The sequence below is a fragment of the Bradyrhizobium sp. SZCCT0231 genome, assembly GCF_018130245.1.
Lineage (GTDB): Bacteria > Pseudomonadota > Alphaproteobacteria > Rhizobiales > Xanthobacteraceae > Bradyrhizobium > Bradyrhizobium japonicum_F.
The window spans coordinates 430,101-452,039 of the sequence record NZ_JAFCKP010000001.1 but is presented as its reverse complement, the minus strand read 5'-3'; the positions used below and the strand labels follow the sequence as shown (position 1 = coordinate 452,039).

The window sequence follows — 21,939 nt, the reverse complement described above, 5'->3', positions numbered from 1 at the left end:
GCGATGAAGCTCCCTCGCCTCGCCACCTATTCCGTCAAGGGTGACATCTGCTACGGCGCTGTTCTGGAGGGCGGCATCGTCGATCTCTCCGCGCGCTACGCGAAAGACTATCCGACGCTGCGCGAGGTGATCGCCGCCGGCAAGTTGGTGAGCTTCGCCGAAGAAGCCGCCGGCCGCGCGCCGGATCGCGCCGTCGCCGAGATCACCTGGCTGCCGCCAGTGCCTGCGCCGGAGAAAATCATCTGCATCGGCGTCAACTATCCCGACCGCAATGCCGAGTACAAGGATGGCCAGGACGCACCGAAATATCCGAGCATGTTCATGCGGAGCCCACGCTCCTTCGTCGGCCACGACACGCCGCTGGTGCGCCCGCGTGCTTCCGCGCAGCTCGACTATGAGGGCGAGATCGTGCTGGTGATCGGCAAGCAAGGCCGGCACATTCCCGAGAGCGCCGCGCTCGATCACATTGCCGCGCTGACGCTCTGCAACGAGGGCTCGGTGCGCGACTGGCTGCGCCATGCCAAGTTCAACGTCACGCAGGGCAAGAACTTTGACTCCAGCGGCAGCCTTGGCCCGTGGCTCGTGCCCTACACATCGGAATCGCAGATTGCGGATATCCGTCTCACCACGCATGTCAACGGCGAGCTCAGGCAGGACGATTGCACCAGCCGGCTGATGTTTCCGTTCCGCTATCTCGTGAACTATATCTCGACCTTCGCAACCCTCGTCCCCGGCGATATCATCGTCACGGGCACGCCGACCGGCGCGGGTGCGCGGTTCGATCCGCCGCGATACCTGAAGCCCGGCGACGTCGTCGAGGTCGCGGCCGAGGGGATCGGATGCTTGCGCAACGGCGTGGTCGACGAAGCCTAAGACAACAATCGAAGTGGAATGATACAATGACCACCCTCACCGGCGGCGAAGCGATCGTAAGCGGGCTTGTCGCCCATGGTGTCGACACCGTGTTCGGCCTGCCCGGCGCACAGGTCTACGGGCTGTTCGACGCGTTTCATCAGGCCCAGCTCAAGGTGATCGGCGCGCGGCACGAGCAGGCCTGCGGCTACATGGCGTTCGGCTATGCGCGCTCGAGCGGCCGGCCCGGCGTGTTCAGCGTGGTGCCCGGCCCGGGCGTGCTCAATGCCAGCGCCGCGCTTCTCACCGCATTCGGCTGCAACGAGCCGGTGCTTTGCGTCACCGGGCAGGTGCCGACGCCGTTTCTCGGCAAAGGCCGCGGTCACCTGCACGAGATGCCGGACCAGCTAGCCACGTTGCGCACCTATGTGAAATGGGCCGATCGCATCGAATACCCCGGCAACGCACCGACGGTCGTGGCGCGCGCGTTCCAGGAGATGATGTCGGGCCGGCGCGGCCCTGCCTCGGTCGAGATGCCCTGGGACGTCTTCACGCAGCGCGCCGACACGCCCGTCGCGAAGATGCTGGAGCCTCTGCCTGCGCCGCAGCCTGATCCTGATATGATCAAGCAGGCTGCTGCGCTCATCAAGTCCAGCAAGGCGCCGATGATCTTCGTCGGCAGCGGCGCGATCGAAGCGGGTGAAGAGATCCTCGAGCTCGCCGAGACGATCGATGCGCCCGTGGTCGCCTTCCGCAGCGGCCGCGGCATCGTCTCCAACGCGCATGAGCTCGGCCTCACCATGGCCGCCGCCTACAGACTGTGGCCCACGACAGACCTGATGATCGCGATCGGCACGCGCGCGGAGCTACCGGCCTCGGGCTTCCGCTGGCCGTATCAGCCGAAGGGGCTGAAATCCATCCGGATCGATATCGATCCGGCCGAGATGCGCCGGCTCGCCTCCGATGTTGCGATTGTCGCCGACGCCAGGGACGGGACGGCCGATCTCGTCGCGGCCGTGAGGAAGGCCGGTTATTCCAAGGGCAGAGGCCGGCGCGGAGACATCCGCGAAGCCACCGCGTCAGCACAAGCCGATATCCAGCGCATCCAGCCGCAGATGGCGTATCTCAACATCCTGCGCGAAGTGCTGCCGCACAACGCGATCGTCACCGATGAACTGTCGCAGGTCGGCTTCGCCTCCTGGTACGGCTTCCCGATCTATCAGCCGCGCACCTTCATCACGTCAGGCTATCAGGGCACGCTCGGCTCGGGCTTTCCGACCGCCCTTGGCGCCAAGGTGGCGAACCCCGACAAGCCGGTGGTCGCCATCACCGGCGACGGCGGCTTCATGTTCGCCGTGCAGGAGCTCGCCACCGCCGTTCAGTTCAACATCGGCGTGGTGACGCTGGTGTTCAACAACAACGCCTATGGCAATGTCCGCCGCGACCAGCGCGAGCGGTTTGACGGCCGCGTGGTCGCATCCGACCTCGTCAATCCGGATTTCGTCAAGCTCGCGGAGTCCTTCGGCGTGGCCGCAGCGCGCGTCACCGCGCCGGATCAGTTCAAGGCGGCGATGGAGAAGGCACTCGCCCATGGCGGGCCGTATCTGATCTCGGTCGAGGTGACCCGGGATTCGGAAGTCAGCCCCTGGGCGTTCATTCACCCACCGAAGCCTTGAGGCCGGACGCTCCCTGAAGCCGCGCCGCCGCGATCACCAGCAGGCCCGCGCCTGCGACCGACCAGCAGGCGACCGGCGCCCAGTGCAGCAGCGGCGCATACTCGGGCATCTTCTGCAGGCCGCCCGCGACCGCCGCCATCCGCGCGAAGGTGCCGAGGGCCAGCGCCGAGAAGACGAGGCCAGTGACCTTGCCTTCCGCGCCGGTCGAGCCGATCGCGAGCGCGGCGGAGATCGCGCTCATCAGCATGCAACCCCACGCCGCGCCGGCGAGGAACTGCGCAACGATGAGCGTATTGAGGCTGCCGGCAAGCTCCGCCACGACGATCGCGACCGCACCGAGCAGCCCGGCGGCACCCATCACGATCAAGCCGCCGCGATGCTTGACGACGAGGCTCGCCGGAAACATCGCGATGTTGAAGCCGATCCAGAACACCGGCATCAGCCATTGCAGTTCGGCCGGTTTGGCGAAGCGCAGATAGAACGGCGCGCTGTTCATGGCAAAGTGCAGCTGGTAGCCGAGCGCCAGCGCCACCATCGCGACGATGAAGGTGATCGGCACCAGGCCTAGCGGCTTGGCCGCCTCGGCCGGCGTCGGCGGCACGGTCTCGCGCGCCACATCGTACTCGACCCGCGACAGCCCGAGCGCCGTCAGCAGCAGCACCGCGCTGGAGATCACGAAGGGCAGCCGCGCATCGTGCTCGCGCAGCACCACGCCGAGATAGGGCGAGACCGCGCCGGCGACGCCATAGCCCAACATGGCGAACGCCGCGAGAAACGGCACCTGCGGCCTGGCGCGGTACTTGCCGAGCAGGGTCAGCGGCGGAGCGCGCAGCGCCGATGACGTGATCGACCAGACCACGATCAGCGCGATCAGCCAGGCCTGCGCGCCTGCGCCGATGCCGGCCACGAAGGGCATCGCGACGAAGGCCGCGCAGGAGATTGCTGCCAGCACGCCGACGAACAGGCCGAGCCTGCCGACGACAGGCGCGATCCTGTCGGCGGCGATTCCCATCGCGGTGTCGGCGAGGGTGAAGATCGCCTGGTCCAGCATCAGGATGAAGATCACCGCCGCCGGCGCGATGCCGACATCGGCGGCGAGCTTCGGCAGGTAGATGACGTAGGTCGTCCAGCCCAGCGTGAACACCAGTTGCAGCACGGCGAGATAAAGTCCCGTGCGAGCCGCGTTGCCGCTCGCGCCAGTCGATACCTCTGCTGTCGTCATGTCGCCGCCTCCCCCTCGCCGGAGCTTAGACGACGGCCGGGCTCGAGGGAATGCTTCAGAGCACCTTGCGGAAGGTCAGATTGATGCGCCGCCGTCCGAGCAGCGCGTGCTCGCCCTCGGCGAGAGGCGCGACGCCGTGATAGGCGAGCCGCGATGGGCCGCCCCAGACCACGACATCGCCATGGACGAGGCGGAAGCGGCTCGGCTTGTCGCTGCGCGCAAGGCCGCCGAACAGGAAGGTCGCGGGCAGGCCGAGCGAGACCGAGACGATCGGCGCGGAATAATCCAGCTCGTCCTTGTCCTGATGCAGCGACAGCCGCGTGCCGGGCTCGTAGCGATTGACGAGGCAGGCATCGGGCGCGAAGTTTTGGAAGCCGCCCTGCTCCGCCGCGCGGCGGGCGAGATCCCGAAACGCCGGCGGCATCGCCGGCCAGGGCGCGCCGGTTCGCGGATCGATGGGATCATAGCGATAGCCGGTGTGATCGGTGATCCAGCCGCGCTCGCCACAATTGGTCATGGCCACCGACATCTGGTAGCCGCCGGGCGTGGTCATGCGCCGGAACGGCGATTGCGCCACGATGGCGCGCACCGCTTCGATCAGCTCGTGCTCGATCGGCTTGACGAAGCCGCGCAGCAGCACGGCGCCGTCGGCGATCTCCTCGCGCGAAGGCTGCGCCTCGGCGACGCTGTCGAACAGATCAGCCGTCAATGGTTACACTCATTTGGCATCATGAAAGATCACACCCAGCGTGTGGCGCTGGCCGGACCTGATCCGGCTGACGCCGTGGCGCAGGTTAACGCGGTAGGTGCCGCGTGTCCCCTGCACCGGACGGTGATGCACCGCGAAGGCGACCGCATCGCCCTGCGCGAGCGGCACCACCTCGGCGCGGGACTGCATGCGTGGACGCTGCTCGGTCAGCACGAACTCGCCGCCGCTGAAATCGCGTCCGGGCTCGGAGAGCAGGATCGCGACCTGGAGCGGGAACACGTGCTCGCCATGGAGGTCCTGGTGCAGGCAGTTGTAGTCGCCAGCCTCATATTGCAGCAGCAGCGGCGTCGGCCGCGCCTGCCCCGCCTCGTGACAGCGCTTCAGGAACGGCGCATGCGCTGTGGGATAGCGGATGTCGATCCCCATCGCCTCGTTCCAGCGATTGGCGATGCCTTGCAGGTGCGCGTAAAGCGCCGGGCGGAGCTGCGCGATCAGATCGGGCAGCGGATAGGAGAAGTACTTGTACTCGCCGCGGCCAAAGCCGTGACGGCCCATGACGATGCGGCTGCGGAAGTTGTCGTCGTCGGGATAGAGCGCGGCGATGGCGCGGCATTGGTCCGGCGTGAGCAGGTTCTTCAGGATGGCGCAGCCCTGGGAATCGATCTCGGCGGTGATCTGCGGCCAATCGAGGGCGTCGATACGGGAGGCGAGGTCGGCTCCAGCGTCTGGTGCAGCAACACGTTTGGCAATGGCCATAGCGATATCCTATCCACATCCGTCATTCCGGGGCGCCCGCCCTCTTGGGCGCGAGCTCTGGTGCGCGGTTGCGCACCAGAGCTCGCGACTTCGTCGCGCCCCGGAATGACGGGGTGTGGCAGATCGCAGCTGCTGCCACCACCCGATTTCCGTGAGGTCTAACCCGCCCCAATTCCGTCCGGTTCCGACGCAAATTTGTATCTGCCCCGCTCCCTCTGTCTGCCCTCGATGCACAAATTTCTCGTCATTGCCGCCAAGACAGTGCTGGCCCTGCTCTCGCTCGCGGGGGTGGGCCTGCTCGCCTTGTCCGGTTGGCTGGTCTGGCACTACGGGTACAGCATCGGACTTCCGACCGAAGCCCAGCTCGCGGTGGTTTCGCCGACAGGCCCCGCGTGCAGGACCGATCCCAAGCGCGCTTACATTCCCCTCGCCGATATCCAGCCTTTGCTCCGGGACGCCGTGATCGCGTATGAGCAACCTGGTTTCTACCAATCCTGGACGCTGAATCCGATTGCCGAGATCGCATTGGCCCTAGGCACTGGCCGCAGCCCCAGACCAGCCGGCGTGACGCAATCTGTCGCGCGCTGCCTGCTGTCACTCACCCCGGGGAATGACCGGCAGATCGACCCGATCGCCTCGATCTACTTCATGCAGCGCGTCACCCGCAGCTTGTCCCGGGACAGGATCCTCGAGATATATCTCAATGACAGCTATCTAGGCCGCAGTGCATATGGCGTGGCGGCTGGGGCCGAGGCCTACTTTGGAAAGGCGCTCGCGGACCTCGGTATCGACGAAATCGCGTTTCTCATTGTGCGCGCACGACGGCCTTACCCGAGCCGATCTTTCGACACGGCCTCCCGAGACTACCTCATCGATCGCATGCAGGCGGCCGGACTGATCAGCGAGGCGCAGGCGGCAGCGGCCAAGAGCCGGCCGCTGTTTCTCAAGGACATGCCGGGCACCCAAGCCCAGCCCGTCAATCAATGACGACGCCGATCAGCCCCTCACCGGCAGCGTCGTCACGGCATAGCCGTGCCTGATCGTCCGCTTCAGCACGGGGTCTTCCAGCTCGAAGTCGAAGCGCTCTGCCGGGCGGATGCCGCCCTTGGCGGCAAACGTGCCGCCGAACATGGCGCAGCCGTCGGGGAATTTGCCACCCTCGAAACCGCGCGCGATCAGGTCGGCGACGGGCAACATCGCATCCAGCGTGCCTTCCTGGTAGAGCACGCGTTCGCCCTTGATCGTGGCGTACGAGCGCAGGATCATCTTGTCCCAATGGCCGATGACGTCCTCGAGCTCCCACAGCGTCGAGGCGATCGGCTTGTCGCACATCTGCTTGGACACCGTGACGTTGTAGGCCTCGACCTTGCGGTCGGTGTGGTCGGAGCCGCAGCCGACGAAAATGCGGCCCTGCCAGCCGATCAGCACGAACTCGACCTCGCCGCTGGAGTCGCCACCGGTGCATTCGATGCGGGCTTGCTGGGTCAGCCGCCGCGCCGAGGCGCGGTAGTAGATCGGGGTCGAAGCCGGCGGGGCGATGCCCATCTCCTGCAGCTCGGCGATGTGCTTGTCGCGCGCGACGGGATCGCGGCCGGTCCAGCCGGCGATGACCATCTGGTCGATCGCCAGCGTCAGCGGCGTGGTGGTGTCCTGGGCATCGACGGTGAAAGTGAGGTCAAACACGAATGACGGCCTCCATGCCGGCAGCAAGTTCAAAGATACGACGGTCCGAGCCGCCCGCGCCCGCCAGCATCAGGCCGACCGGGACGTCGCCCTCGCGATGACAGGGCAGTGAGATGCCGCAGCCGTCGATCATGTTGATCAGGGTGCAATTGCGCAGCGCGCGCAGGTTCTGGGTGGTGAACGCCTTGTCGTCGGCGAGGTCCGCGATCTTCGGCGGCGTGTTGGCGGCGGTCGGCAGCACCAGGGCGTCATAGGGCGCGATGCGCGCGTTGACGCGGGCGATCAGCGAGCGGCGCTCGTTGAGCAGGTCGATGTAATCGGCCGCGCTTTGCGCCTCGCCGCGCATGATGCGGACGGCAACCCTGGGATCGTAGACGTCGCCCTTGGCCGCGATGAGATAGCGGTGCCAGGCGTAGCTTTCGGAGGCGGCGAAGCCGCCCTTGGCGTTCATCGGGCCGATGTCGTGAAATTCGGACATCTCGATCCGCTCGATGATGGCGCCGTGGTCGGCCAGCGTCTTCAGCGCGCGCTCGAAGGTCTTGGAGACCTCCGCGTCGAGATCGTCGAGCGCGATCGTGACAGGCACCGCGAGCCGCATTCCCTTCACCGGGCGCGGCTTCAGCGCTGTGATCGGCTCGCTCGCGAGCACGGCATCGAGTATGGCACAGCAGCTGACCGATCGCGCCAGCGGCCCGATGCTGTCGAGCGAGAACGACAGCGGCACCGAGCCGTCCAGCGGCACGCGGCGCTGCGTCGGCTTGTAGCCGACGATGCCGTTGAAAGCCGCCGGAATCCGGCACGAGCCGCCGGTGTCGGTGCCGAGCGCACCATGCGCCATGCCGTCTAGCACGGAGACCGCGGCGCCCGAGGACGAGCCGCCGGGCACGTGGCCCTCGGCCCGGTTCCAGGCGCCCTTCGGCGTGCCGTAATGCGGGTTGATGCCGATGCCGGAATAGGCGAACTCGGTCATGTTGGTGCGGCCGATCAGCACGAAGCCGGCCTGGCGCAGCCGCGCGACCGCCGCCGCATCGTGCTCGGCCGGATCGGAATCGTCGAGCGCACGGGAGCCGGCGCGCGTCGTCTGTCCCTTGATGTCGAAGAGATCCTTGATCGAGATGGGAATACCGGCATAGGGCGACGGCGCCGCCTTGACCTTGCGCAGGGCATCCATGGCGTCGGCGGTCGTCAGCGCGGCGTCCTTGTCGACATGGATGAAGGCGCGCTGGCCTTCGCCGGCGGGATCGGCAATCCTGGCGATGCAGGCCTCGACCAGCTTGCGGGCGGTGGTGCGGCCGCTTTCGAGGTCTTCGGCGAGCTTCGCCAGTGTCGGAAAATCGGGCATGTCTGTCTCACGGAATATTGGCGCGCGCAATCTATAGCGCTGCCTCAGTTCGACACAAGCATTGTGCGCATGATGGCATGCATGCGCATTGCTGGACCGTTGACGCACGATGGTCGATTGTCGCATCACAATCGAAACAGGCGGGCGTGAAGCCTGCCTCATCAAGATTTCCCTTGGGAGGGCGTTCCGACATGGCCGAACCGCAGCGCGCGCGACCGAAACCGACGCCGGAAACCCAGCATTTCTGGGACGGCGCCAAAGCGGGCGAATTGCGGCTGCAGCGCTGCGACGCCTGCGCGCATGTCTACTTCCCGCCGCGCCCGTTCTGTCCCTCCTGCGCCTCGCGCAAGGTCAGCATCTTCAAGGCGAGCGGCAAGGGTTTCCTCTACAGCTACGTGATCAACCATCGCCCCGCCGCGCCCGGCTTCACGCCGCCTTACGCCATCGCGGTGGTCGAGCTCGACGAGGGCCCGCGGATGATGAGCAACATCATCGACTGCCCGCAGACTCCCGAAGCGCTCGAGCTCGACATGAAGCTCGAGGTCGCCTTCCAGGAGCTCGACGACAAGATCACCCTCCCCGTCTTCCGTCCGGCGAAGGGGTAAGTCATGCGCAGGAACCAGGTTGCCGTCGTCGGCGCGGCCGAGACCACCGAGCTCGGTGTCATCCCCAACGCCTCACAGCTCCAACTGCACGCGGATGCGGCGCTCAACGCCATTGCCGACGCCGGGCTGAAGCTGTCCGACATCGACGGCTTTGCCACCGCGGTCGAAACGCCGCAGCAGGTCTGCCACTATCTCGGCATCAAGCCGACCTGGGTGGACGGCACCTCGGTCGGCGGCTGCTCGTTCATGCTGCATGTCCGCCATGCGGCGGCGGCGATCGAGGCCGGCCTGTGCAAGACCGTGCTGATCACCCATGCCGAGAGCGGCAAGTCGATGATCGGCAAGCTGCCGCGCTCGACGCCGGCTGACAGCCTCAACGGCCAGTTCGAGGCGCCCTACGGCGTCTACGGCCCGCCCAGCATGTTCCCGATTCCCGTGCTGCGCTTCATGAAGACCTACGGCATCACGCACGAGCAGCTCGCCTCGGTGGCCGTCGTCCAGCGCGAATGGGCGGCGAAGAATCCGCGCGCGATGATGAAGGACCCGATCACGGTCACTGATGTCCTCAACTCGCGCATGATCGCCTATCCGTTCCGGCTTCTACAATGCTGCCTCGTCACCGACGGCGGCGGCGCGCTGATCCTGACCTCGGCCGATCGCGCCAGGGATTTTCCGAGAAGGCCGGTCTACATCATGGGCACCGGCGAGAGCGTCGAGACGCCGATGGTCAGTCAGATGGAGACTTTTAATTCTTCGCGTGCCTTCAAGACCGCGGGGCCGCTGGCTTTCAAGGAAGCAGGTATCGCCCACAAGGATGTCGACCATCTCATGATCTACGACGCGTTTGCGCATCTGCCGCTGTTCGGCCTCGGTGACCTCGGCTTCATGCCTTACGAGGAGACCGGCCAGTTCATCGCCGACGGCAACACGCGGCCCGGCGCAAAGCTGCCGCTCAACACCAATGGCGGCGGATTGAGCTACATGCATTCGGGCATGTACGGCATGTACGCACTCCAGGAGAGCGTGCGCCAGATGCGCGGCATCGCGCCGGCGCAGGTGCCGAACGCGAAGATTTCGGTGTGCCACGGCGTCGGCGGCATGTTCGCGGCGAGTGGCACGATCGTGTTTACGAACGAGAGATAGTGGCTGTCATTCCGGGGCGCGCGCCGCGCGAACCCGGAATCCATCGGACCGCAACGACGGTAGCGCGATGGATTCCGGGCTCGCGCCAAGAGGCGCGCCCCGGAATGACGGCGGAATTTGGAACGGCTAGCGGAGAACCATCATGACGAAATCACTGCAAGACAAGGTCATCATCGTCACCGGCGCGGGCCGTGGCATTGGGCGCGAGATTGCACTGCTGTGCGCAGGCGAAGGCGCCAAGGTCGTCGTCAACGACCCCGGCGGGGCCGCCGACGGCGCCGGCTCGAACGCCGCTCCAGCCGAGGAAGTGGTCGAGGAGATCAAGAAGCGCGGCGGCACTGCGGTTTCCAATTTCGAGTCGGTGGCCGAAGCGATCCCCGCCAGCAAGATCGTGAAGACCGCGACCGATCATTTCGGCCGGCTCGACGGCGTCGTCAACAATGCCGGTATCCTGCGCGACATGATCTTCCACAAGATGAGCGTGGAAGCGTTCGAGGCCGTCATCAAGGTGCATCTGATGGGCTCGTTCTACGTCAGCCACGCCGCGGCGCGCATCTTCCGCGAGCAGGAGAGCGGCTCCTTCGTGCACTTCACCTCGACCTCGGGCCTGATCGGCAATTTCGGCCAGGCCAACTACGCCGCCGCCAAGCTCGGCATCGTCGGGCTGTCGAAGTCGATCGCGCTCGACATGGGCCGCTTCAACGTCCGCTCCAACTGCGTCTCGCCGTTCGCCTGGACCCGCATGATCGGCACCATCCCGACCGAGACCGAAGCCGAGAAGGCGCGGGTCGAGAAGATCAAGCAGATGGGGCCGGAGAAGATCGCGCCGCTGTGCGGCTATCTGATCTCCGATTCCGCCAAGGACGTCACCGGCCAGATCTTCGGCGTGCGCATGAACGAGATCTTCCTGTTCAGCCAGAACCGCCCGATCCGCTCGGTGCAGCGGAGCGAAGGCTGGACGCCGCAGTCGATCGCGGAACACGGCATGCCGGCGCTGAAGGGCTCGTTCTACAAGCTCGACCGCTCCGCCGACATCTTCACCTGGGATCCCGTCTAGCCGCGTTTCCGGCATCCCTGCCCTGCGATCTCCGGTTGTCTCGATCGGAGATCGCCCCGGTTTACGCCCGAATGCAGGCGAATGGTGCCCTCCCAACGAAACTTTGGGAGGAAACCATGACAAGAATACTGACCAACCCCGACGACACGACTGCAAGCAGCCGGCTCGGCCGGCGCGATGTCCTCAAAGGCGCAGCGGTGCTCGCCGCGTCCACCGTCCTCGCCTCACAAGCCGACGCCCGCGACTTCGGCACCAATGCCGAGCCGCAGCGCTATCCCGATCCTGACATCGTCGTCATCGACCCCAAGCGCTTCAAGGCCAAGGTCGGCAATACCGCGATCAAGCGGCTCTATACCGGCTGCCTGTGGGCCGAAGGGCCGGCGTGGAATGCGCAAGGACAATACCTCGTCTGGAGCGACATCCCGGCCAACCGGCAGCTGCGCTATCTCGACGATGACGGCCACATCTCCGAGCAGTTCCACAAGCCGTCCAACGAAGCCAACGGCAATTCATTCGACACCGAGGGACGCCAGATCAGCGCCGAGCGCACGCGCCTCGTCCGCTACGAGCATGACGGTGCGGTGACGACGCTGGCCGAGCAGGCTGGCGGCAAGCCGCTCAACGGCCCCAACGACATGGTGGTGCACCCCAACGACAAGGCGATCTGGTTCACCGATCCCGGCTATGGCGCGATCAGCATCTACGAAGGCAAGCTCGCCAAGACCGGCTCGCTGCAGCCGCACCAGAAGGAAGCGGTCTATCGCCTGGACACCCAGACCGGACAAGTCGCGAAGGTCGCCGACGAGCCGTTCAAGCCGAACGGCATTGCCTTCTCCCACGACTACAAGAAGCTCTATGTCTGCGACACCGGCATCACGCATTATCCGCAGGCCGAGAACGTGGTGTGGTCCTACGACATCGACGGACCTAAACTCTCAAATCCGAAGCGGCTGATCGACATGAAGCTCGAGGGCAAGTCGGGCTTCCCCGACGGATTGCGCGTCGACACCGAAGGCAACATCTGGGTCGGCGCCGGCTGGGTCGGGCCGGGCTACGACGGCGTGCAGGTGTTCGCACCGACCGACGGCGCGCGCATCGGGCAGATCCTGCTGCCGGAGACCTGCGCCAATGTCTGCTTCGGCGGCAAGAAGCGCAACCGCCTGTTCATGACCGCGAGCCAGTCGCTCTATGCGGTCTATGTGGAGACGCAAGGGGCGCATTTCTGTTGAGGGTCACTGCATCACCACGCGTCATGGCCGGGCTTGTCCCGGCCATCCACGCCTTGACGCGCGGCACGAAGAACGTGGATGCCCGGGACAAGCCCGGGCATGACGGCTGAGCGTGTGGTGGCCATTCGCTTCTAACCCGTATTCCTCAACCCCGCCGAGATCCCGTTGATCGTCAGCTGAATCCCGCGCAGCACCTGCTCGTCCGGGTTCTGCGCGCGGTGCTCCCTCAGCAGCTCGACCTGCACGTGATTGAGCGGATCGAGATAGGGGAAGCGGTGGCGCACGGAGCGCTCCAAGAGCGGATTGCCCTGAAGCAATCGGTCCTGGCCCATGATATCGAGCAGCGTCTCGATGCAGGAATGCCATTCGCGGCGGATGCGGCCAAAAATCTTCTCGCGCAAGGCTTCATCCGGCACGAGCTCGGCATAGCGCGAGGCGATCGCGATCGAGCTTTTCGCCAGCACCATGTCCATGTTGGACAAGAGCATGCGGAAGAACGGCCATTCCTTGTAGAGCTCTTTCAGGAACGGCATGCCCTGCTCTGGATGCGCGGCGATCCATTGCTCGACCGCGCTGCCGAAGCCGTACCAGCCCGGCAGCATCAGGCGGCATTGCGCCCAGGAGAACACCCAGGGGATGGCGCGCAGATCCTCGATCGCGCGAGTCTTCTTGCGCGAGGCCGGACGGCTGCCGATGTTCAGCGTGGCAATCTCGTTGATGACGGTCGAGGCCCAAAAATAATCGACGAAGCCTTCGGTCTCGTAGACGAGGCCGCGATAAGCCCCAAAGGCGAGGTTCGAGAGCTCGTCCATCGCGACCAGATATTCGCGGCGCGGCGCGCTCTGCCGCGGATGCAGAAGACTTGCTTCGAGCGTCGCGGCAGCGAGGATCTCCAGATTGTTGCGGCCGACCTCGGCATTGGAATATTTCGACGAGATGATCTCGCCCTGCTCGGTGATGCGGATCTGGCCGTTCACGGCGCCGCCGGGCTGCGCGATGATGGCGTCATAGCTCGGACCGCCGCCGCGGCCGACCGAGCCGCCGCGGCCGTGGAACAGGCGCAGCCGCACATGGTGCCGCTCGAACACTTCGACGAGTCCGATCTCGGCCTTGTAGAGCTCCCAGCCCGAGGTGACGAAGCCGCCGTCCTTGTTGCTGTCGGAGTAACCGAGCATGACCTCCTGCACGCTGCCGCGGCTGTCGACCAGGCGACGGTAATCGTGCAGCGACAGCATGCGGTCCATGATGCCGGAGGAGGCCTGCAAATCCTCGATGGTCTCGAACAGCGGCACGATGTTGATGGCGCTGCGCCCGGAGGGATGGACGAGACCGACCTCCTTCAAGAGCACGGCGACCTCGAGCATGTCGGACATGCCCTTGCACATCGAGATGATGCATTGGGGAATGGCGTCCGAGCCGAACCTCGCATGCGCTTCCGCGGCGGCATGGAAGACGTTGAGCTCGCCCATGGTCTCGTCGCTGTATTTGACGAAGGGCGACACCAGCGCGCGCGTCGAGCGCAATTCGTTCGTGAGCAGCGAGATGCGCGCGTCTTCGCCGAGCGCAAGATAGGACATGCCGGGATTGGCGGCATCCATCAGCTCGGCGATGGTGCGTTCGTGCACGGCCGAGTTTTGGCGGATGTCGAGCCGGGCCAGGTGGAAGCCGAAGCAGTCCACCGCGCGGCGCAGCAGCCGCAGCCGGCCGCGGGCGATGACGCGGGCGTTGTTGGAGATCAGCGAGCGGTGCAGCACGTCGAGATCGGCCTGCAGCTCCCTGACGCTGTCGTAAGGCGCCGCTTTGCCGACCGGCCGGCGCGTGATCTCGACCTCGAGCTTTTCGGCCGTCGCGGTCAGGCGCGCATAGATGCCGGACACGGCTAGACGATAAGGCTCGCCGCTCCGGTGCGGCGAGGTATCCGGCGAACGCTCCGCCAGGGTGCGCAGCTCCTCCGAGACGTCGGCGAGGTGGGCTGCGATCGACAGCTCCGCGCCGAGCACGTGCAGCTCGTTCAGATAGAACTGCATCACCCGGCTCGACTGCAGCCGTAGCGTGCCGCGCATCACGTCGGCGGTGACGAAGGGATTGCCGTCGCGGTCGCCGCCGATCCAGCTGCCCATGCGCAGGAACGAGGCGAGCTCGCCCGCGGCCTGCTCGCCGCCCTCCTCCAGCCGATCCTCCAGCGCGTTGACCAGCCGCGGCACCTCGCGCAGGAAGGTGTAGTCGTAGAACGACAGGCCGTTGCCGACCTCGTCGAGCACGGTGAGCTTGGTCCGGCGCAGGAGGTTGGTCTGCCACAGCGTCAGCACCTCGCGGCGGAGCTGCTCGTCGCTGGCATCTGCCTCCTCCCCTGTCAGCGCGACGCGCTCGCGGCGATCGAGCAGGCCAGCGATCTCCATCTCGCGGTCCATGGTGCTCTTGCGGCGGACCTCGGTCGGGTGCGCGGTCAGCACCGGGCTGACCAGAGCGGTCTTGAAGAAGCTGCGGAGCTGGTCGGGGCCGATGCCGGCGTCCCTGGCGTGGGCGAGCGTCTCCGCCAGCACGCCGGAGCCGCCGGTCTTGCCCGCACCACGGGCGCGCATCTGGCGGATGTTGTTCTGGTCTTCGGCGATGTTGGCAAGGTGCGAGAAATAGCTGAAGGCGCGGACGATCCGCACCGTCTCGGAGATCGACATGCTGTCGAGGATCTGCTCGAGCTCGCGGCGGGCGAGCCGGTCCTCGTCGCGGTGGAACCGGATCGAGGTCTGGCGGATGCGCTCGACCAGGTCGAACACATGAGCCCCCTCCTGGTCGCGCACGGTGTCGCCGAGAATGCGCCCGAGCAGGCGGATGTCGTCCCGCAGCCGCGCATCGGCCTCCATCGCCTGGACATCCTCAGGGCGGTTGGGGCGATGCTCAGTGGCGTCGGATGGTACGGTCTGGAGGGACATGGCTCGCTCCCCTGCTCGCGCCCTTGGCGGCACGGTCCGAACGAGTGTGCGATATTTTTCTGCCGCAGTGCAAGATGAACTTGGTGGCGGCGCACAGTGCCGGGGTGATGATCGCGTGTCCCGGACAAGCAGCAACGCCGCAAGCGTTGCTGCGCCGAGCCGGGATCCAGAAGCCACAGAGCACATTGCCCGCAATATGGGCCCCGGCTCAGCAGCGCACCACGCCGCGAAGACGCGGCGCGCTGCGCTGCGTCCGGGGCACGAGAGCTGCAATCTCATCAATGCACATGCCTTCGCGGTCTCGCGGCGTGTTCCGCCCGAGCTTTGCTGTCCGTTTCACCCTCGTCGAGAAGCAAGGGCGCAGGGAAGGCCGGGCGCCGGCCGGCACCCAGGGTCCGCACGCGAAAGACGCACGCGGGGTGACCACAGGTGACGCCGGGACATCCCGGCCTTCCCTGCGCAATGGTGTTACGGCTTATGGCGCGCTCTCCCCGGGGAGCGATGCACTATTGCCCCCGTCACCTTGCGGATGATCGATGCGCGCGGTCCGGTCGGGCCGCTTCACCACCGCAAGCCTTGACGCACAGACCCCGGGCGTCAGGACCACACGCTTTTGCCGTCCGCGGACGTCCCTCCCCAGACAGTCGGAAGCTCGCGCGTGCTCGCCCCCAACGCCGAAAAGAAACGCTGTGACCGCGCCGTGTCGTTCCGCGGATCGTGACGGCTCACGGGCCTCAGCCCGCCCTGCCACCCCGTCACGCGCCGGCGCTGCCGCGTCCATCGCATCCCAGCCTACGTATCGTGACGATCGCGAAACGTCCCTTTGACGGGCCGGGATGTGTTGCGGTTTACCCGAAATGCAAAATTCGGCCAATCAGAATAATTACACTCCCGCCCCTTGATCTGCATTTGGCGTGTTTTGCCCGTCGGGCAACGCGAGGCATGGTGTGCGCAGCATCGCCTGGCCGCGTCCCGCAGCACCGGAGATATGCTCATTGACGAGGGCCAAGAGCTGAGGTCTCGACCATGTCCAATTCCAGCGCTTGCTGCGGCCAGAAAGCAAGATGACAACTTGCGGCGATGGTGGCAGAATGATGACAGACGTGGTTTGAAGACTTGGCGACCAAAAACAACGAAGAGAATAGTTCGCCGCGGTCACGTTGTCCAAGGGAGGAGATGGCTCATGAAACGCTTGTTTCTGGGGTTGGTCGCCGTTGCCCTGATCGCTTCGGCGTTTGTCGCATCCACTACAACAGTCATGGCGCAGACGAAGGTGTTGAAGATGCAGGCCACATGGCCGGCGTCGCTCACGCTCTATGACAACTTCACCTATTTCGTCGACCGGGTGAACAAGCTGTCAGCCGGCGCGCTGAAGATCGAGGCGATGCCCGCCGGCCAGGTCGTGCCGGCGTTCGAGGTGCTGGACGCAACCCACAAGAAGGTGCTCGACGGAGCGCATGCGTGGGCCGGCTACTGGACCGGCAAGAACAAGACCGCGATCCTGTTCACCGGCGGCCCCGGCGGAACGTTCGGCATGGACTACATGGACATGATGGGTTGGCTCTATCACGGCGGCGGCCTCGAGCTTTACAACGAGTTTTATCAGAAGGAGCTCAAGCTCAACCTCGTCGTGTTTCCAATCCTGCCTGCAGGGCCGCAGGCGTTCGGCTGGTCAAGAAGCCGATCCAGACGGTCGAGGACATGAAGGGCATGAAATGCCGCCAGACCGGCATGGCCGGCGAAGTGTGGCAGGCGCTCGGCTTCACGGTGGTCAACATGCCGGGCGGAGAAATCATTCCCTCCGCGCAACGCGGCGTGATCGATTGCGCCGAATGGGTCGGCGGCATCGAGGACCTGCAGCTCGGCTTCCACAACGTCTGGAAGTATCACTATTCACCCGGCTTGCATGAGAACGTGACGATCGGCGAGCTCGTCATCAACGGCGATGTGTGGAAGGAGCTCAGCCCGCAACATCAGGAGATCATCAAGTCGGCGGCCAACGAGACATTCCTCGTCTGGTGGACCAAGTGGCAGCGCCAGAACGCCGATGCGCTGATTGAGATGCAGCAGAAGCACGGCGTACAGATCCTGCGCACGCCGACGGAGATCCTGCTGGCCTTCATCAAGAAGTGGGACGAGATCGCGGCGGCCGAGGGCGCCAGGAACCCGTTCTTCAAGAAGGTGCACGACTCGCAGAAGGCGTATGCCAGCGCTGTGGTGCCGTACAAGAGGTCCTATTTCCCGCCATACTCCTTCATGGCGAACTACTACTTCCCGACCGAGAAATAGGACTTCCTCCGAGGGCGGCCGATTCGACCGCCCTCAATTCGCACGCAGGCGGCCTGCTTTGCGCCGCACGAATGATCGGCGAAAGGGGCGAGGCATGGCTGAGATAACAGGCAGGCAGCCGCCGGCGCTACTGGCCATCATCAGGGTGATCGACGGCTTCACGGACCGTACCGGCACGATCATCTCGTGGCTCTCGGTGCCGCTGGTTCTCGCCGTTGCCTACGAGGTTGGAGCGCGTTACCTGTTCAACGCGCCGACCATATGGGCCTACGACGCAACCTACATGCTGTACGGCTCGCTCTTCATGCTTGGCGCCGCTTACGCGCTGCACAAGGGTGCTCATATCCGTACCGACTTCTTCTGGGAGAAGTTCTCGATCCGCAGGAAGGGCTGGATCGATACGATCTCCTATGTCGTCTTCTTCTTCCCGAGCCTGATCATGCTGTTCCTGATCAGCTGGAACGAATTTCACTACGCCTGGCTGATCAACGAGACTTCGGACCAGACACCCTGGCGGCCCGTGCTGTGGCCGTTCAAGTTCGTCGTGCCGCTCGCCTGCCTCCTGCTGCTGGTCCAGGGCGTGTCCGAGTTGATCAAGAGCATCTACATGGCGCGCACCGGCGTCGAACTGGAGCACAAGGAGAAGGTCGAGATATGACCGCAGAAGCGCTCATCGGCCTCATCATGCTGCTGGTGCTGCTTGGCGCGATCTTCATCGGTGTGCCGATCTCGTTCACATTGCTGTTTCTCGCCTTCGCGTTCGGCTACTGGGGCATGGGCGGGACGGTCTTCGAGCTTGGTTACTTCCAGACCATCGGCATGATGAAGGAAGAACTTCTCGCCGCCGTACCGCTGTTCATCTTCATGGGCTTCATCACCGAGCAGGCGGGACTCATGGAGCGCCTTTTTACGGCGTTCCGCATGCTGCTTGCGCCGGTGCGCGGCGCACTCTTCCTCGTCGTCATCCTGACCTCGACCGTGTTCGCGATGGCGACAGGTATCGTCGGCGCAGCCGTCACCGTTCTTGGCATCATGGCATCGCCGATCATGACGAAGGCGGGCTATGATGCCAAGCTTTCAGCGGGCACCATCACGGCGGGCGGCACGCTCGGTATTCTCATTCCCCCGTCGGTCATGCTGATCGTGATGGGGCCGGTGCTCGGGGTTTCGGTCGCCGATCTCTATGCTGCAGCCTTCGGACCGGGCTTTCTGCTGGCCGGCGTCTACATCGCCTATCTGATGGGCCGCTCCTTCATCAATCCCAAGCTCGGGCCGCCAGTGCCAAAGGATGAGCGGATCTACTCCGCTGGATACATTGCGCGCGAGGTGGTCGTCGGCACGCTGCCGCTGCTCGGGCTCATCACGGCGACGCTCGGCTCGATCATCGGGGGGCTTGCGACGCCGACGGAGGCGGCCGGCATCGGCAGCGTCGGCGCACTGATCCTCGCCATCGCATATGGCAGGTTCTCGTTCAGCGGACTGCAGCGCGCTATGACCTCGACGATGGCGACGTCGAGCATGGTCCTGCTGCTGGCGGTCACGTCGAACATTTTCGGTGCGGTGTTCGCCCGCCTTGGCTCGGCGAACTGGATCACCGAGACGATGCTCGGCCTGCAGTTGCCGCCGAGCCTCATGCTGATTGTCGTGCTCCTTCTCGTTTTCCTGCTGGGGTGGCCCTTTGAGTGGCCGGCCATCATCCTGGTGTTTCTGCCGATCTTCTATCCCGTCGTGAAAGGCATGGGCATCGACCTCATATGGTTCGGAGCGCTGGTTGCGGTGGTGCTGCAGACCGCCTTCCTGTCGCCGCCCGTCGCCATGTCAGCGTACTATCTCAAGCAGGTGGTCAAGGGCTGGAGTCTCGCGACGATCTACGCTGGCATGTTCCAGTTCATGATACTGCAGGTGATCTGCGTTGGCCTGATGATTGCTTTCCCAGGCATTGCGACCTGGTTCCCACACACGCTGCAAGAAGCATCTCGCAGCCAGGTGATCCCGGAGGAGTACAGAAAAATCCTGGAACAGCAGAAACAAGCACCGTCCCTGGAAGACGAGGACTGGTTGACACCAAAAAAGAAGTAGCGCCCGCGCGATTGCCTTGAGCCGGCGACGGCGCCACACGGCTCCGCTCTGCCGCCGAACGCCGACGTTGATGGGACAACGCGCCTCACGCCGGCACGATCACCTTGCCGATCGGCCAGAGCGCGATGCCTGCGAGCTTCAGATGGGCCCAGGCAAAGGGGATGCCGATGATGGTGATCGCGAGCACCAGTGCGGTCACGAGGTGGCCGAGCGCCAGCCACCAGCCGGCGAGCACGAACCAGATGATGTTGCCGATCACCCCGAGCGGGCCGGTGCCGATATCCTCGACACCCGTGACCTCGTAGCGGCTGACCGCCCGCGATCCGAACGGCAGCAGCGTGTAGACGGCGATGTTGAACGCCGCCCGCGCCCAGGGCAGGCCGATGATGGTGACGGCCATGATGACGGCAGCGATCAGCCAGCCGAACGCCATCCAGGCGCCGCCGATGAGGATCCAGAGGATGTTGAGCAGGATGGAGACGGGGGTCATGGCATGATCCGCAGGTGGATGATCCCGTCTATATAGGTTCGGAATCTGTCCCTGCTAAGACGCACGGCGTAGCCCGGATGGAGCGCAGCGCAATCCGGGAAGATCTCTCCGCGGCGAGAGATCCCGGATTACGCTTGCGCTCCATCCGGGCTACGAATTTGGGCTAAATCTTCCGTCCCGCCTGCTCCCAATAGGGATCGCGCAGGCGGCGCTTGAAGATCTTGCCGGAATCCTCGCGCGGCAGGCCGCTGCGGATCTCGATGTGCTTGGGCACCTTGTAATCGGCGAGCGAGGTCTTCAACAGCGCGCGCACGTCGGCGGCAGCGAGTGTGATCCCGGGTTGCGGCTCGACCACGGCCATCAGCGCCTCGCCGAACTCGGCGTCGGGGATGCCGAACACCGCGCAATCATGCACGCCTGATACGGCATGCAGCACCGACTCGATTTCGGCCGGATAGATGTTGACGCCGCCCGAGATCACCATGTCGCGCTTGCGGTCGCAGATGAAGACGTAGCCGTCTTCATCGATATAGCCGACATCGCCGGAGGTGATGAAGCCGCCGCGATCGATCTCGGCGCGCTTTTCCGGCTTGTTGTGGTAGGTGAAGTCGGCGAGCTCCGCCATGCGGGAATAGATCTCGCCGATCTCGCCGACGCCGAGCACGCTTCCGTCCTCGCCCAGGAAGCGCAGCTCGGCGCCGGGCGAAATCCTGCCGACGGTGCCGGGCTTCTTCAGCGCATCCTCGGAGGTCGCAAAGGTCACGGCGCTGGACTCCGTCGAGCCGTAGAATTCGTGGATCACCGGCCCCCACCATTCGATCATGGCGCGCTTGACGTCGGCTGGGCACGGCGCGGCGGCGTGGATGACGTGGCGCAGCGATGAGACGTCGTACTTCCTGCGCACCGCCTCCGGCAGCTTCATCAGGCGGATGAACATGGTCGGCACCATGAAGATGGTGTCGATTTCGTAGCGCTCGATCGCTTCCAGAAATTCCTCCGCCTCGAAGCGCGGCATCAGCACCAGCACCCCGCCGAGCTTGCCGGCGCGGATGCCGAACGAGTTCGGCGCGGAATGATAGAGCGGGCCCGGCAGCAGCGCGCGGGCGCCAGGCTTGAGCCCATAGATCATCGCGCGCATGCGCTCGCCGGCGGCCTGCTGCTCCGGCGTCGGCGCGTTGCGCCGGACGCCCTTGGGATGGCCCGTGGTGCCCGAGGTGTAGATCATGTTCATCGGCTGCGGCACGATGGGGCCGTCATAAGGCTGGTGTTGCGCGAGCCAGGATTCGAAGTCGATCGCGAAGTCCGGGGTCGTCAGATGAGCCGGATCGATCTTGTAGTTGGAGCGGATTTCCTGCGGCGTCGGCACGCTGAGCGCGGTGACGCCGTTGGGAATGGCATCGCGCAAACCGTGCAGCATGTCGGCATGTGCGATCAGCACTGCGGTGCCGGAGTCCTCGAGGATGTAACTGATCTCCTCCGGCTTGAAGTGCCAGTTGATCGGCACGCCATAGGCGCCAAGCCGCATCGCGGCGTAAGCGGCTTCGAGGAAGGCGATGTCGTTGCGCATCAGCATGCAAACGCAATCGCCTTGCTTGACGCCGATTTTAGCAAGGCCGCTCGCGATGCGGTCGGCGCGAGCCGCGACCTCGGTGTGGGTGCGGCGGCGGTCGCCGGAGACGATGCCGAGGAAGTCTGACGTTTCGCTCATTTGTCGAGTTCCGATCTTTCGTCGGGTTGAAGACTTTAGCCACGACCACCCTCGTCATTCCGGGATGCGCCGAAGGCGCAGGCTACGATGCGCAATTGCGCATCTGAGAATCCATAACCACGAGTCGGGGTCATGGATTCCGGGCTCGCCGCTTACGCGGCGCCCCGGA

General features: G+C 65.0%; 19 protein-coding genes. 11 read left to right on the top strand and 8 right to left on the bottom strand.

The genetic code is table 11. From position 1 onward, the window contains the following. Nucleotides 1–3 precede the first annotated feature (3 nt). Both JQ566_RS02080 and JQ566_RS02075 read left to right on the top strand, forming a co-directional pair. Nucleotides 4–873 carry a fumarylacetoacetate hydrolase family protein gene (locus JQ566_RS02080; protein WP_212369087.1) on the top strand — a complete coding sequence of 290 codons (870 nt, stop codon included), beginning with the start codon at nt 4–6 and terminating at the stop codon, nt 871–873. Between the two features lie 26 nt (nt 874–899). Then, nucleotides 900–2,528 carry a thiamine pyrophosphate-dependent enzyme gene (locus tag JQ566_RS02075; RefSeq protein ID WP_212369084.1) on the top strand — a complete coding sequence of 543 codons (1,629 nt, stop codon included), beginning with the start codon at nt 900–902 and terminating at the stop codon, nt 2,526–2,528. Here JQ566_RS02075 and JQ566_RS02070 read toward each other — a convergent pair. From JQ566_RS02070 to JQ566_RS02060, 3 genes are read right to left on the bottom strand one after another with little or no spacing between them, the layout of a single operon-like run. Then, a complete protein-coding gene (locus JQ566_RS02070) occupies nt 2,506–3,750 on the bottom strand; it encodes an MFS transporter (protein WP_212369081.1) in 1,245 nt (414 codons plus the stop codon). The genes JQ566_RS02075 and JQ566_RS02070 overlap by 23 nt on opposite strands. Before the next feature lie 55 nt (nt 3,751–3,805). Next, entirely contained in the window at nt 3,806–4,459 is a 654-nt protein-coding gene (gene alkB, locus JQ566_RS02065) for a DNA oxidative demethylase AlkB (protein ID WP_212369078.1), read from the bottom strand. A gap of 9 nt (nt 4,460–4,468) precedes the next feature. Further along, nucleotides 4,469–5,215: a 2OG-Fe(II) oxygenase gene (locus JQ566_RS02060; RefSeq protein ID WP_212369064.1), complete on the bottom strand. Its 747-nt coding sequence runs from the start codon at nt 5,213–5,215 to the stop codon at nt 4,469–4,471. 228 nt (nt 5,216–5,443) lie between these two features. On the opposite strand from JQ566_RS02060, the gene JQ566_RS02055 reads away from it, so the two are divergent. Next, nucleotides 5,444–6,202, top strand: a complete 759-nt coding sequence (locus tag JQ566_RS02055) for a transglycosylase domain-containing protein (protein WP_212369062.1) — start codon at nt 5,444–5,446, stop codon at nt 6,200–6,202. A gap of 9 nt (nt 6,203–6,211) precedes the next feature. Here the strand turns inward: JQ566_RS02055 and JQ566_RS02050 are convergent, their stop codons facing one another. Both JQ566_RS02050 and JQ566_RS02045 read right to left on the bottom strand, forming a co-directional pair. Continuing rightward, nucleotides 6,212–6,898, bottom strand: a complete 687-nt coding sequence (locus JQ566_RS02050) for a DUF2848 domain-containing protein (RefSeq protein ID WP_212369058.1) — start codon at nt 6,896–6,898, stop codon at nt 6,212–6,214. Next, on the bottom strand, nt 6,891–8,240 hold the full coding sequence (locus JQ566_RS02045; protein WP_212369056.1) for an amidase: 1,350 nt from the start codon (nt 8,238–8,240) through the stop codon (nt 6,891–6,893). The genes JQ566_RS02050 and JQ566_RS02045 overlap by 8 nt, the downstream gene beginning before the upstream one ends. A 191-nt stretch (nt 8,241–8,431) precedes the next feature. On the opposite strand from JQ566_RS02045, the gene JQ566_RS02040 reads away from it, so the two are divergent. From JQ566_RS02040 to JQ566_RS02025, 4 genes are all read left to right on the top strand, one after another. Next, nucleotides 8,432–8,845: a Zn-ribbon domain-containing OB-fold protein gene (locus JQ566_RS02040; RefSeq protein WP_212369054.1), complete on the top strand. Its 414-nt coding sequence runs from the start codon at nt 8,432–8,434 to the stop codon at nt 8,843–8,845. A gap of 3 nt (nt 8,846–8,848) precedes the next feature. Continuing rightward, nucleotides 8,849–9,988, top strand: coding sequence for a thiolase C-terminal domain-containing protein (locus JQ566_RS02035; protein WP_212369051.1), 1,140 nt, complete (start codon nt 8,849–8,851; stop codon nt 9,986–9,988). A 142-nt stretch (nt 9,989–10,130) separates the two neighbouring features. After that, on the top strand, nt 10,131–11,045 hold the full coding sequence (locus JQ566_RS02030) for an SDR family oxidoreductase (protein WP_212369048.1): 915 nt from the start codon (nt 10,131–10,133) through the stop codon (nt 11,043–11,045). 116 nt (nt 11,046–11,161) lie between these two features. Next, nucleotides 11,162–12,274, top strand: a complete 1,113-nt coding sequence (locus JQ566_RS02025; protein WP_212369045.1) for an SMP-30/gluconolactonase/LRE family protein — start codon at nt 11,162–11,164, stop codon at nt 12,272–12,274. A gap of 131 nt (nt 12,275–12,405) precedes the next feature. Here the strand turns inward: JQ566_RS02025 and ppc are convergent, their stop codons facing one another. Further along, nucleotides 12,406–15,204, bottom strand: a complete 2,799-nt coding sequence (gene ppc, locus JQ566_RS02020; RefSeq protein ID WP_212369042.1) for a phosphoenolpyruvate carboxylase — start codon at nt 15,202–15,204, stop codon at nt 12,406–12,408. Between the two features lie 1,183 nt (nt 15,205–16,387). On the opposite strand from ppc, the gene JQ566_RS02015 reads away from it, so the two are divergent. The 4 genes from JQ566_RS02015 (at nt 16,388) to JQ566_RS02000 (ending at nt 19,572) form a co-directional block, all read left to right on the top strand. After that, on the top strand, nt 16,388–16,909 hold the full coding sequence (locus JQ566_RS02015; protein ID WP_212369040.1) for a type 2 periplasmic-binding domain-containing protein: 522 nt from the start codon (nt 16,388–16,390) through the stop codon (nt 16,907–16,909). A 5-nt stretch (nt 16,910–16,914) separates the two neighbouring features. Beyond that, the gene (dctP, locus tag JQ566_RS02010; protein WP_212369037.1) at nt 16,915–17,493 is read left to right on the top strand and encodes a TRAP transporter substrate-binding protein DctP; all 579 of its coding nucleotides are present in this window, start codon (nt 16,915–16,917) and stop codon (nt 17,491–17,493) included. Nucleotides 17,494–17,587: 94 nt separating this feature from the next. Then, entirely contained in the window at nt 17,588–18,151 is a 564-nt protein-coding gene (locus tag JQ566_RS02005) for a TRAP transporter small permease subunit (RefSeq protein WP_212369034.1), read from the top strand. Next, on the top strand, nt 18,148–19,572 hold the full coding sequence (locus JQ566_RS02000) for a TRAP transporter large permease (RefSeq protein WP_212371446.1): 1,425 nt from the start codon (nt 18,148–18,150) through the stop codon (nt 19,570–19,572). The genes JQ566_RS02005 and JQ566_RS02000 overlap by 4 nt, the downstream gene beginning before the upstream one ends. 85 nt (nt 19,573–19,657) lie before the next feature. Here the strand turns inward: JQ566_RS02000 and JQ566_RS01995 are convergent, their stop codons facing one another. Further along, on the bottom strand, nt 19,658–20,062 hold the full coding sequence (locus JQ566_RS01995; RefSeq protein ID WP_212369031.1) for a YccF domain-containing protein: 405 nt from the start codon (nt 20,060–20,062) through the stop codon (nt 19,658–19,660). Nucleotides 20,063–20,225: 163 nt separating this feature from the next. Then, nucleotides 20,226–21,770 carry an acyl-CoA synthetase gene (locus JQ566_RS01990; protein ID WP_212369028.1) on the bottom strand — a complete coding sequence of 515 codons (1,545 nt, stop codon included), beginning with the start codon at nt 21,768–21,770 and terminating at the stop codon, nt 20,226–20,228. Between the last annotated feature and the right edge of the window lie 169 nt (nt 21,771–21,939).

Coding starts and splice junctions, on each gene's coding strand:
- JQ566_RS01990 (WP_212369028.1), bottom strand. CDS start 21,770: ATGAGCGAAACGTCAGACTTCCTCGGCATCGTCTCCGGCGACCGCCGC.
- JQ566_RS02015 (WP_212369040.1), top strand. CDS start 16,388: ATGAAACGCTTGTTTCTGGGGTTGGTCGCCGTTGCCCTGATCGCTTCG.
- JQ566_RS02060 (WP_212369064.1), bottom strand. CDS start 5,215: ATGGCCATTGCCAAACGTGTTGCTGCACCAGACGCTGGAGCCGACCTC.
- ppc (WP_212369042.1), bottom strand. CDS start 15,204: ATGTCCCTCCAGACCGTACCATCCGACGCCACTGAGCATCGCCCCAAC.
- JQ566_RS02080 (WP_212369087.1), top strand. CDS start 4: ATGAAGCTCCCTCGCCTCGCCACCTATTCCGTCAAGGGTGACATCTGC.
- JQ566_RS02005 (WP_212369034.1), top strand. CDS start 17,588: ATGGCTGAGATAACAGGCAGGCAGCCGCCGGCGCTACTGGCCATCATC.
- JQ566_RS02035 (WP_212369051.1), top strand. CDS start 8,849: ATGCGCAGGAACCAGGTTGCCGTCGTCGGCGCGGCCGAGACCACCGAG.
- JQ566_RS02025 (WP_212369045.1), top strand. CDS start 11,162: ATGACAAGAATACTGACCAACCCCGACGACACGACTGCAAGCAGCCGG.
- JQ566_RS02040 (WP_212369054.1), top strand. CDS start 8,432: ATGGCCGAACCGCAGCGCGCGCGACCGAAACCGACGCCGGAAACCCAG.
- JQ566_RS02045 (WP_212369056.1), bottom strand. CDS start 8,240: ATGCCCGATTTTCCGACACTGGCGAAGCTCGCCGAAGACCTCGAAAGC.
- JQ566_RS02000 (WP_212371446.1), top strand. CDS start 18,148: ATGACCGCAGAAGCGCTCATCGGCCTCATCATGCTGCTGGTGCTGCTT.
- JQ566_RS02055 (WP_212369062.1), top strand. CDS start 5,444: ATGCACAAATTTCTCGTCATTGCCGCCAAGACAGTGCTGGCCCTGCTC.
- JQ566_RS02070 (WP_212369081.1), bottom strand. CDS start 3,750: ATGACGACAGCAGAGGTATCGACTGGCGCGAGCGGCAACGCGGCTCGC.
- dctP (WP_212369037.1), top strand. CDS start 16,915: ATGAAATGCCGCCAGACCGGCATGGCCGGCGAAGTGTGGCAGGCGCTC.
- JQ566_RS01995 (WP_212369031.1), bottom strand. CDS start 20,062: ATGACCCCCGTCTCCATCCTGCTCAACATCCTCTGGATCCTCATCGGC.
- JQ566_RS02030 (WP_212369048.1), top strand. CDS start 10,131: ATGACGAAATCACTGCAAGACAAGGTCATCATCGTCACCGGCGCGGGC.
- JQ566_RS02075 (WP_212369084.1), top strand. CDS start 900: ATGACCACCCTCACCGGCGGCGAAGCGATCGTAAGCGGGCTTGTCGCC.